Origin of the sequence: Steroidobacter sp., from assembly GCF_016790065.1 — a bacterium.
Classification (GTDB): Bacteria; Pseudomonadota; Gammaproteobacteria; order Steroidobacterales; family Steroidobacteraceae; genus Steroidobacter.
On sequence record NZ_JAEUPY010000310.1, the window covers coordinates 1 to 11703 of the forward strand.

At 61.0% G+C, this 11703-nt stretch carries 10 protein-coding genes; 1 reads left to right on the top strand and 9 read right to left on the bottom strand.

Going from position 1 to position 11703, the window contains the following annotated elements; translation table 11 throughout:
* On the top strand, positions 1-388 hold a 388-nt coding region (locus tag JNL55_RS13100; RefSeq protein ID WP_293853578.1), incomplete at its 5' end, for an alpha-glucosidase C-terminal domain-containing protein.
* A 24-nt stretch (positions 389-412) separates the two neighbouring features.
* Here JNL55_RS13100 and JNL55_RS13105 read toward each other — a convergent pair.
* From JNL55_RS13105 to JNL55_RS13145, 9 genes are all read right to left on the bottom strand, one after another.
* Positions 413-1687, bottom strand: a complete 1275-nt coding sequence (locus JNL55_RS13105) for an NAD(P)/FAD-dependent oxidoreductase (RefSeq protein ID WP_293853581.1) — start codon at positions 1685-1687, stop codon at positions 413-415.
* A gap of 94 nt (positions 1688-1781) precedes the next feature.
* Positions 1782-2720: a hypothetical protein gene (locus JNL55_RS13110; protein WP_293853583.1), complete on the bottom strand. Its 939-nt coding sequence runs from the start codon at positions 2718-2720 to the stop codon at positions 1782-1784.
* Positions 2721-2794: 74 nt separating this feature from the next.
* Entirely contained in the window at positions 2795-4312 is a 1518-nt protein-coding gene (locus JNL55_RS13115; protein ID WP_293853585.1) for a serine hydrolase domain-containing protein, read from the bottom strand.
* A complete protein-coding gene (locus tag JNL55_RS13120; protein WP_293853587.1) occupies positions 4312-6042 on the bottom strand; it encodes a serine hydrolase domain-containing protein in 1731 nt (576 codons plus the stop codon). The genes JNL55_RS13115 and JNL55_RS13120 overlap by 1 nt, the downstream gene beginning before the upstream one ends.
* Before the next feature lie 16 nt (positions 6043-6058).
* Entirely contained in the window at positions 6059-8542 is a 2484-nt protein-coding gene (locus JNL55_RS13125) for a TonB-dependent siderophore receptor (protein WP_293853589.1), read from the bottom strand.
* A 77-nt stretch (positions 8543-8619) separates the two neighbouring features.
* Positions 8620-9639, bottom strand: a complete 1020-nt coding sequence (locus JNL55_RS13130) for a FecR family protein (protein WP_293853592.1) — start codon at positions 9637-9639, stop codon at positions 8620-8622.
* Entirely contained in the window at positions 9626-10213 is a 588-nt protein-coding gene (locus tag JNL55_RS13135) for an RNA polymerase sigma factor (RefSeq protein WP_293853594.1), read from the bottom strand. The genes JNL55_RS13130 and JNL55_RS13135 overlap by 14 nt, the downstream gene beginning before the upstream one ends.
* A gap of 105 nt (positions 10214-10318) precedes the next feature.
* Positions 10319-11122, bottom strand: coding sequence for an enoyl-CoA hydratase-related protein (locus tag JNL55_RS13140; protein ID WP_293853596.1), 804 nt, complete (start codon positions 11120-11122; stop codon positions 10319-10321).
* 42 nt (positions 11123-11164) lie between these two features.
* Positions 11165-11703 (bottom strand): acyl-CoA dehydrogenase family protein (locus JNL55_RS13145; protein WP_293853598.1); only part of this gene is annotated, 539 nt, incomplete at its 5' end.

An 11703-nucleotide genomic window follows, 5' to 3' on the forward strand; every position in this document is an offset into this window, starting at 1 on the left:
GGCCGGCTGCGGGTTCTCCACTGGCACACCCTGGCTACCCGTTCCGCCGGAGCATCGAACGCTCGCGGTGAACCGGCAACAGTCAGAGCCGGGCTCAGTGTTGAATGCGTACCGGGTGTTTATGCGCTGGCGACGTGAGCAGCCGGCACTACGTTACGGGGATATTCGTTTCGTCGACGCGCCTGAGGATGCGCTTTGTTTTATTCGCGAGTACCAAGGTCAGAAGCTGCTGGCGTGTTTCAACTTCGCGAGGTCAGCGCGAACCGTTCGCCTGCCTGACGACGGCCCAATCGAAGTGCTGACCGGACACGGATTCCCGCATGCGACGTGGGAACAGCAGCGCGTGACAATTCCCGCCTGCGGAGCATTCTTCGCGTATCTCCAGTGACGCCGGCCCTGAAGAGATGCGCGATCAGGCGCCAAATCGCTCCGGCACGAACGCCGACGCAGCGGCGTTCGCACGACCCGTGGTGATTTGCTCAGCAATCAACTCCGCAGTGACTGGCGCCATCGTCACGCCGAGCATGCCGTGGCCGGTGGCCAAGTAGCCGTTCGCGATCTTCGGCATGCGGCCGATGACCGGCAACCCATCGCTCGTTAGAGGCCGTTGTCCGCTCCACTCAAATCCTGCAGCGAAGGCACTCGCATCAGCACGCAGATAACTCTGCGCCGCCCGCCGTAGCGATGCGACTCGGGCCGCGGGCGGTGGCGGCGGAGACTGGGCATCCGCCGTGGAAAGATCCATCAAGCCAGCAATGCGCCACCCGTTGTTGAACGGCGAACACACCACGCCCGCTTCGACCAGGTCCACCGCGTTCCTCAATCCGGGGCCGTTGGACTCATAAGTGATGCTGTAGCCTCTGCCCCCGTGCAGCGGCAGATTGCCCATGAGATTTTTCACCAGCGTGCGTGAATGCACACCCGTCGCGACGACGAAGTGATCGCCGCCGATTTCTCCCTCTGACGTCTGGGCAGCAACGATGCGCCCGTCGCGAACCTTCCAATCCAGCACGGAAACGTTGCTTCTCACATCGGCGCCGGCCGCTCGAATCGATGCCAGCAAACCCGCAGTGAGTGAGTCCGGCCGGACGTGTCGCTCGCCTCGAATAATCAAAGCACCGCAAACGGCATCGGTAACAGCAGGCTCCAACTCGCGAACCGCCGCAAGCGACAGCATTTCCACCGGACTGCCGCCCCACTCGGCCAGCTGCTGGAGCTTGCGATGCATGCCCTGCAGCTCTCGCGGGTCGAGACATAGAAACAGCACGCCCCGACGATGCTCCTCGAACTGCACGCCTCGCGCCGTCAGCTCATCGAAGCACTGCATGGTGCGTGCATTGAGCCGCACCAGCGCCTGAGCGCCGGCTCGGTAGTCATCTGAATTGCAGTGAGTATTGAACTGCCACAACCAGGGCAGCAAGCGAGGCAACGCCGACATTTCCAGGTGCAGCGGGCCGTCTTTGTCCAACAGCGAGCGCATGGCCCGACCGATCTGCCCGGGTGCTGCCAACGGCATCGAGAAGCTCGGCACGATCCAACCCGCATTGCCCCACGAGCAGCCCGCACCCGGTTGAGCCCGATCGAGCAACGTAACCTTGCAGCCACGCGCCAGCAAAGCGTGAGCGCACGCCAGACCAACGACTCCACCGCCTACGACAACCGCGTGCCCGCCACCTACAACGCTCAATTTCAGGCAACTCCCAGAGATTCCCGGGGCGCGATGATATAGAGCGTCCAGGTGTCGACGCCAGCTCAGGCTGGCGCCAATACCCGCCGGAACCTCACCACTCGACCGAAAACGACAACAACAGGTTGCGTTCGATGCCGCGATGTACGTATGGCTCGAGCAATCCTTGAGTCAGCAGCGTGCCTAGATCGACGGAGAGATGCGCCGGGTCGTAAGTCACCGTGTAGCCCAGCGTCAGCGACGGATCGCCGAAATGTTTGCCATTGCCGGCCTGCGACGTGTCGCCGTAGATATCAAAGCCGGGCCCGGTGATGTGTCCGAGCACTCCTCGGCGCGGCAATGGCAACGCCAGCAGTGCATGGGTATTGGTGGACCACCGCCCGTAATGACGCGGCAGCTCGAGGCCTGCGAACGGTACGACGTGCGCATAGTCACCATCGAAGTCGATGGTGCCGTTGACCCCAGCGGCCGGCCCGGCGGTGATCCGATACTGAAATCGATAGTCTTCGAGCGACATTCGTTGCCACAGCACGCCGCCCACCCAGCGATGCTCGCCGAGAAACCCTTTGGTCGAGTCCCAGCCAACAGCGGCACCGATGCCAAGGTCGGTGGCCTTGCCGTCCAACCCCGAGAACTCAGCGGCAACGGGACGCAACAGCGGCGTCTGCGGAGCAAACAGCGTCTGCAAGTCACGCCGCTCCAAGCCGCTGCGTAACTGAAAGCTATCGAAGAAACCAAACACGCGCAGTTGCCAACGCGGCGACAGGCTCCACTCGCGAGCCAGCGAAAACATCGGCCCGCTGATCGACAGACTGCCGGCGCTGGTATCCCCGAACGATGCCTGCGCATTGACCCCGGGCATCATCTCGGTGACCGAGGTATTCCACAAAGGTAACGTCGCGTAGCGATTGTCCATCGCCACTTCCGGCAGATGCTCCTGCACGAACTCGATGTCTTCCTTGGCCTGGGCCTGGGCCATAGCGACCAGAGCGATGACCAGGGAAATCGCTGACTTGGCAGCATAGTTCTGCATCGTGCCCGGTAGACGGCCCGGGCCAGCAAAAGCAATCGCAGCGAGCGGCTAGAGCACCGACGCCACTCCCCTTCTCACAGCTCGACCTTGCTCAGTTCCGTCCAATACGGCAGGCCATAAATCCAGAACCCTTCGTAGACTGACTCGGCATTCACCGTGCCGCTGAGCTTGTCACCACGCAGCTTTAGATTCAGTGAGGTCGTGTGCGGTACGCGCTTCGAGTCTGTTGTCACCAGTTGCGCTAGCGAGCGGCCAGTGAACGCACCGTCGACGAACTCGATGTCGTTGACCAAGGCATCCTGCTGAAAAGTACTGCGGTTGGCGCCGAAGCGCGGCGGACCGCCGACGCGAACATGCACGTCGCCAGCAGCGAGCACTTTTAATTGAATCGACTGCTCACCTTCATAGGTTTGAATCTTGCCCTGCCAGGTGCCGACCAGTTGCGATGACGGCTGGAAAGGCTCCACCTTGGCCGGCGGCGCAGGCGCCGGCTCTTGCCATCGAGGCAGCAATCCTTTGAGCAACATCTTGCGCAGTCCGCTCGTGCCGCCATCGGCATTGGCAAGCACCACCACGCCAAGATTCTGCTCAGGAACGATCGCGAAATCCGAACTGACACCCGAGCCCGCACCCGAATGACCAAGCGTGCGATAGCCGCCCTGGTTGCGTACGAACAAGCCAACGCCGTAGCCGCTTGCATCTCCAGCCGCCAGCGCCGGACTGCCCTGCTCGCGAATCGGATCGCTCGACATGCGATCGATAGAGGCATTGCTCAAGATGGCTTTCCGCTCGCTGGAGCGATTCTTCAACAGGAACTGCCCGAAGCGGGCGATGTCGCTTGCGCTCGCATACACCAAGCCGGCCGCTGGTTGCGCCGAGACATAGTAAGGAATCGGCTTGCGATCCAGGTCGTACCGCACAGCCTGATGCTGCCGCAGTTCCGGCGCGATGTTCACCGAGGCATGGGTCATTCCCAGCGGCTGGAACAACGCCTCGCGCATGAAGTCCGGATAGCTACGTCCCGATACCTGTTCCAGCAAACGGCCCAGAATGCCGTAACCCAAATTGGAGTATCGATACCGCTCGCCGGCCGGTGCGGCCACGATGCCGTAACGGCGAATGACTTCGCTCATGGCCGGCAGCTTCGGCACATCGGCGCCGTAAAAGAATTGTTCGCCCGCTGGCAACCCCGACGTGTGATTGGCGAGACTGCGCACCGTCACGGCCTTCGGATCGCCGACTCGCATGGTCAGCTGATCTGCACCGAGATAATCGTTCGCCGGCCGATCCAGATCGATCTTGCCGGCCTGCACCAGCGTCATCAGGCCAGTGGCGGTAAGCGTCTTGGTCAGCGAGGCCAGACAGAACATGGTGTCCGGCGTGGCCGGCACCTGATGCTCCTTGTCCGCCCAGCCGAAGCCTTCGGCCCAAACGGTCTTGCCGTCGCGCCACACGGCCACTGCCACCGCAGGCACATCGTTCTTCTGCATGTGGTCGCGAATCGAAGTGCGCAATGCGTCGAATTCATCGGCGGCACAAATCATCGGCAGCAACGTGACCGCCAGCAGCAGCGAGGCGCTCAGTCTTCTCATTATTTTCCTTTGCTGACCCGACGCAACACTAGATTGGTGGCGATGCCGGCCACCATGCGCATGTTCAGCGCCGTCGCCACGCCATCCGCGTCACGCTCGAAGCGAATCGCATCCACCCAGCCGGTGTAGGACTCCGAGTCGAAATAGTCCGCGGTGATTTGTTTGAACTTGATCGGTTCCACGAGCCACAGCATGCGGCCGACCAGGCTGCCGTTCTCCACGCTGAAGCTGTAGGTGACATCGAGTTCATCGCTACGATAGTCCCCCGCCAGAGCTGACAACGTAACCGTGGAATTGCTGATTTTTGCGGCTCTTTCGAAGCGCGCCCCCGGCAGCCCGGAGGTCATCTTTTGCTCGAGCGCCACAATGTCGCCGTCAGCTGAGAACACGGGCTGGTAACTTGCTCGTTCCCAGTCGCCCATGTCGAAAGTAAACCGACCGTCGGCTAGGAAAATCACCGGCGCTGCCTGGCCCGGGGTCCGCCGGCGAGCCAGCAACTGCTTGCCATCCTGTTCAAACGTCAGTGCGATCATGGCCGGAGAGATAAACGCGCCGGGCAATCTCTTAGACCAGGCCGGTGCTTTGATCTCTCGTGGTTTCGATTGCGGCTTTGCTGGCGGCGCCGGCGGCAGATACAAATCTGCAATGGTCTGCGCTTTGGCCTCCACTGCCATTCGAGTATTGGCCAGCACGGCGATGGCCAGATCATTCTCCGGGTAATAGATCAAGAACGTCTTGAACGACGCATCCGAACCGGAATGACTGATGGCGGTACGTCCGCCGACCGGGCTGTCGATGAGTCCGAAGCCGTAGTGAGTCGGTGTGCCGTCGGTGAGTGTGCCGCCGCGAGTCACCTGTTCGATGAGAGCTGCATCGCCGACGCGCGGCTTACTGAAATTTCCGGTCCAGCGAGCCAGATCCTCGATGGTGGTGAACAAGCCGGTGGTACCGACCACGTTATAGTTGAGCAGCGTGCGCAACCACCGTCCATCCTTTTCCTGTTGATAGGAGTTGGCGCGACCCGGCACCAGCTCGCGCACGTCATCGAAGAAGAAGGTGCGGCTCATGCCCAGCGGCTCGAACATGCGCTGGGTGGTGAACTGACGCAGACTCTGGCCGCTGACGGAGCGCACGATCTCCGCCAGCATGCAGTAGCCCATGTTCGAATACATGTAGTTGCTGCCGGGCGCGAAGTTCAAGCCGCGCTGCCGACTCATCATGTTGACGACTTGCTCCTGCCGCAGCACATCGCGAATTTCTTTGCCGCCCATCTGGAACAGCGCCATTTGATCGCGCACACCGCTGGTGTGATAGACGAACTGTTGGGGCGTGATCTTGTGGCCCAGGTCGGGAAAGAACGGCAAGTACTGACGCACATCCGCCTGCAGATCGAGCTTGCCCTCTCGCGCCAGCAGCGCAATTGCAAAGGCCGTGAACTGTTTGGAAACGCTGGCCACATGGAACTGAGTTTGCGGCGTGATGGCAACGCCGTACTCCAGATCCGCCAAGCCATAGCCTTTGGCGAATACGATCTGCCCGCCTCGATAGACGCCAACGGCAGCACCGGGAGTGCTGCCGTTGCTGTATTCAGCAAACAAGGCATCAATCTGCGCTTCTACACCATCGGCTGCCAAACACGGCGCTGCGAAAACAGCGACGGCAAGCAGCAACGCAGAACTTAGACACGCAAGTCGGGCGGCGAAGCCGCCCGCTGCGATGAACGCTTTCATCAGATCGAGTACAGACTTACCAGTGACCACGCACCGTCAGCATGAAGCTGCGCGGCGCTCCGTAGCCGTTCTGAGTCTCGGCGCTGCCGAGCAGCTGGTAGTACTTCTTATCCAGTAAATTGTCGCCATACAAACCGATCGACCAGGTGTCGGACAGTTGGTACTTCAGCGACGCATTCCAAACAGCGTAGGAGCTTTGCGTGAACTCGAACGGCACCGCCCCCGTGACTCCCTGACGCACCACCGTACCGCTGATATAACTCTTGGACTGAGCGATCACGCCGGCATTCGCCGACCAGCGCGAGTAATTGCCGGGCAACTGCCAGGTGGTCCACAGCTTGAACAGATTCTTCGGCGTCATGTTCAGGTAGTACACGCCGAGCGCGCGGCCACCTTCGAAATCGCTGGTGGTGTGAGTGTAGCCAGCAAACATTTGCCATCCCGGCAGCACCGTGCCGCTGACCTCGGCATCGATACCTTCAGTGGTGATGTTGGCCTGCTGTATGAAGCAGCAGCTCGCACCGTTCGCCCCCGGCGTCACCGGATAGGACGGATCGCGCACACCCTGGCCATCGCGGTTGATGCGATAGACCGCCAACGCCGTGTTGAGGAAGCCCAGCACCTCGCCTTTCACGCCCAACTCATAGCCATCGCCGGTGATGGGATCGAGCGGTGTGCCGGGCAATGGCCCTTGCAGACTCGACGCCTGCACTTTGAAAGTCTGTGCATAGCTGGCGTAGCTGGTCCAGTCTTCGGCGAAGTCCCAAGTCAGCGCCGCGCTGGGAATAAATGCGCTGTCCTTATATTTCGTGACGCTCTGTGCACCGTAAGCACCGGTGGGAAGCACGGCCTGGCGCACTCGGTCGTAACGAAACTCACCGTAGCGTCCGCCGAGCGTCAAACGCAACGGCTCGGCCAACTGCAACCCAATGGTGGCGTAGTACCCTTGCTGTGTCTGTTCATACACAGGGTACAAACCGTTCAGCACCACTTCAGGCTTGGGATAGAGCGACGGATCGAAATCGAACACGTTCACGGCCGGGCCCAGATTGAACAGATAGCCCACCGTCGTGTACTCGCGCAGACCGCTGCCGTCGACCTTTGTATAGTCGGTACCGACGGTGTAACGATGCTCGCGGCCAAACAGGTTGAAAAAGCCATTCACCGACAGATCGAGCAGGTCCTGCACGGCTTCGTCGTGGCCGGCGCTGCCCAACGCACGCGTACCGGTCAAGGTCACCGGATCGACTGAGCCATACGTCGCCATCAGCATGCGGTCAGTTTCCTGCTCCGTATGCGTGTAATTCAACTTCACGACGCCGGTATCACCGAACTTCTGCTCGACACGGGCGAACACTTCCTTGCTGGTCACATAGCGATGATTCCAGTCGGGGTTGAACGCCGTACTACGCGGCAGGTCCAGACTGCGACCATCCGAGTACCGCGGCATGCCCTGCAACCAGTAGTTGTCTTCCTTGCTACGCTCGTAGCTGGCGCCTGCGATCAGCAGCGTCGAGTCGGTGAGGTCGTACTCCGTCGTAGCGAACAATAGCTTTCTATCGGAGCTAGCACGATCGTAGTAGTACTCGCTGTTCTGATAAGCCGCGACCGCACGGCCGCGCCAACGACCATCGTCAGTCAGCGGGCCGGTGAAATCGAATTCACCGCGATAGTTATTCCAGCTGCCGGCCGACACGTTGACCTGCACTTCAGGCGTCGCCTTGGCTCGCTTGCGAACCAGGTTGATGACACCACCAGGCTCACCTGCGCCCGTGAACATTCCGTCCACGCCGCGAAGCATCTCGACGCGTTCATAGACGGCGGTGTCCGGCGTCAGGTTGGAGCCGAAGCTGCCAGTGACACCGGCGGCGCCGCCGTCGATCTGCAGCGTGTTCACCTGAAAGCCACGCGAGAATATGAACCGCTCCGACGAACCGCTGTAGCTGACGATAGTCACGCCAGTCGCTTGAGTGAGCGCGTCCGTCACGGTCATCAGGTTCTGTGCCTCGATGCGCTCGCGAGTCACGATGGTCACCGACTTCGGAGTCTCACGCAGCGACTGGCCGGACTTGGAACCCACGCTCAGCTCATTCTCCAACGTGCCGAAGACGTTGACGGTTTCGATGGTGTCGGCGAGCGAGCCCGACTGCCCTGCTCCCGGAGAAAACGAGGTAGCCGAACCTTGCGTATCGCGCACGATCAACATCGCGCCAGTGGATGCGTCCGTGCTCAACTTCAATCCGGTGCCTTCCAGCAGCTTGCGAACAGCATCGACAGCGGTGAGCGAGCCATTGACGCCCGAAGTCTTCAGACCGCGAACCCCTTCCGGCGTGTAGACCAGGTTTACATGAACCTGTTGCGACAAGGATTTGAGTGCCGTGGCCAGATCGCCGGCGGGCACATCGATGGGTTGCGGGGAGTCAGCCTGTGCGGCAGTGGCGAGGGCGAGCGCGCAAAACGTCGCCAACAATCCAGCTTTAGGTAACGAACGATCCAACATGTCAGGTTCCCCAATGCGGCTCTGTTATGGCCGTTGGTCACCGTGACGAAGCAGCCGCGGTTTTACCGGACAGCGACTCAGCGCTTCTGCAAAACGATTTGCTCGCCATCGCGCTCGGCGCGAATCGAAAAGCCATCTTCCAACAGACGCACGAATGCTTCGTACTTGGCCGACTCGAACTTGCCGGTCAGCCGGATAGCCGCGATCGACGGATCCGAAATCACGATGCGTCGGGTGCTGTAGCGATTGAATTCGTTCACCGCATCGGCCAGCGTCGTGTCTTCGAAAGTGAGAAAGCCAGTGCGCCAACTCAGCGTCTGTTCCAGCTCCTGCACCGCTCGGCGCTCGACCAGCACACTGTTGCCGTCCACGCGAGTGACGCTGCCTGCGGCCAGCGCACTGGTATCTACCTTACTGCTCGCGACCGGTTGTTCGCCTTCGATGCGAACCTTGCCTTCGGTCACGGCCACTTCAATGCCGTGGGTTCCGCGCTTGACGGAGAACGCCGTACCCACCGCGATGACGCGCTGATTACCAGCCACCACAACAAACGGACGAGTCGGATCCTTGGCGACTTCGAAGTAAGCCTCGCCTCGATCCAGCCGCACACGCCGCTCGTTATCGGACAGCGCGATGCGCACGACACTGTCTGTATTCAAAGTAACTTTGGAACCGTCAGGCATGGGCACCGACGCCAAGCCACCCACCGGGGTTCGATACGACGGATCGGCGGCCATCAGCATCCAAGCGACACCAATCGCCACGACGCCCGCAATTCCGGCGGCGATGCCGTACAGCCTAGGGCGCTGCGTCCAGGCAAAAGCATTTCTCGGCTTCGGCACGACGGCATCCGGCCCGGACGAGAGCTGCCACTGAACTGACGACGGCACCGTGCCTGGCGCCACGCCCGCGCCCAACGACTTGAGACGGTCGGCTTTCTGCCACGCTGCTTCGAGACGAATGTAAGCCACGACATGCGCGGTGGATGCATCCAACCATTGCTGGAGCTCAGCCTGATCGTCGGCGCTCCACTCGCCGCTATCCTGCTTCACCAGCCATTGCGCGGCTTGTTCTTTGACGACTTTACTGCTTTCCATGTCCCGGCTCCGTTTTGGCATGGCGCGTATGCCGCTTCACAACTCTCAGCACCGGTTTGGTGAACAGCGCGTCGGCAACCGCCTGCATGCCTCGAATGAGATATGTCTCCACGGTGCGCGCACTCACGCCTAAGCGAGCAGCGACCTCCTTCTGCGACAGCTCATCGACTCGCCGCAGCCAGACGACCTCGCGACACCTGGGAGACAAATTGTCGAAGGCGCTGGCCAGCATCTTGAGTTCCTGCCGAGCGCTCAACCGGCGTTCGGGAGTGACTTCATCGACGCACGAACTCAGTTCCTCGATGTCCTCGACAGCTTCGATGGCAACCACGCGCGCCCGGCGGGCACGATCCGTCATCAGGTTGCGAGCCGAGGTAAATAAGAATGACTTGACTGCGACCGGCCGCGACTTCTCCGCGGACTCATACACTCGCACGTAAACTTCCTGGAGCAGATCGTCGACCTCGGAGCGCGTACGCCACACGCGACTCAAATACCGCACCAGCGCCCTCTCGTGCGGTAACACTTCACGGACAAACCATTCGTTGAGCGCCTGATTCACAGGCGCAAGCATAGCGTCATCGCCCCCGGATTCGGCCGCTAGGAATTTATTTTTTGGCGGCTGTCCGGGATTCGGAAAGTTGCTTCGTCAACCTATAAATGGGCCGGCGGCGTTTGCCTACGCCTCGATACGCCAGGACTCGTTCCGGGCCGCGTAGACCGGCGCTCGGCGCTCCCGAAACGCCTGCAGAGCCTCCTTGGAGTCCGGATGCCCGCTCATCTGGACCGTGTAGCCCTGCTCGAATTCGTAGCCGGCGCGCAGGTCCATCCACTCCACCCGGTTGAGAATCTGCTTGCCCAGGCGCACAGCGGTCGGGCTCAGGGCGGCGATCCGTTCAGCGAATCGATGGGCCGTGGCATGCAATTCGGCACCCTCGCAAACCGTGAGACTGGCGCCGGCGGCGGCAAACTCCGTGGCCCGGATATGCTCGCCGGTGAAGAACATCCGCCGCACCAACGGCTGCGGAGCGATGCGAGCCAAGTGCCTGGCGCCGCCCATGACGCCCACAGTGAGCTCCGGCAATCCAAACTTCGCATCCTTGGCCGCCACAATGAAATCGCAGGAAGCTGCGATAGCCAGCCCCGTCCCGAGCGCCGCTCCATGCACCGCTGCGATCACGGGTAGCGGGCTCTCTTGGATTGCGAAGAACGCCTCCCGCACGCGCCACATACGTTCGGTGCCATTCTCCGGCGTCATCGACGCGAACTCATCCAGATCGTTGCCGGCACAGAAATGCGGCCCGACACCGGACAGCACGATGGCTCGCAGATCTCCACCGACCTGATCCGGTCGTTTGAAGAGCTCCGCCATCTCTATATACATGTCGCGGTCCACGCCATTCACCGGCGGCCGGTTCATCGCCACGCTCAGCACGCCCGACGCCTCGACGGTGGTATTGAAATATTTAAAAGTGGCGCTCATGGCTCTACCTGTTCGAACAGTTCTAAATGGAATCGCAACGGGCTAATCGGGCAGGCCCAACAGCCGCTTGGCAATGATGTTCAGTTGGATCTCGCTGCTGCCGCCTTCGATGGAGTTGCCTTTGGATCGCAGCCAGTGCCGCGTGATCTCCAGCTCGGTGCGCGAGAACGGCTCGCCCTGCCAGCCAAGGGCGCGGGTGCCCATGATCTTCAACATCAGCTCGTGGCGCTCTTTATAGAGCTTGGCGCCGTAGTACTTGAACAGCGACGCCATGCTGCCATCGTCTTTGCCACCGGCCTGTGCTTGCTCGTTGATTCGTAGCAACGTCGCGTGCAAAGCCAGCTCGTCGATGTCATGCGCGATGATTTCGGCACGCAAAGTCTCATCGGCGATACGTCCCTCGCGGTCACCGAGATATTGCCGAGCGAGCGTAGGCAACACGACAGTGGCACCGCCGACACCAACGATGTGGCCGATGCGACTCTCGTCCAGCTCGGAGAACCATTTGCGTTCGTGCTCGAGCAGTCGCTTGGCAATGCTCCAGCCTTGATTGGGACGGCCGACCATCTGGTGCTTGGGCA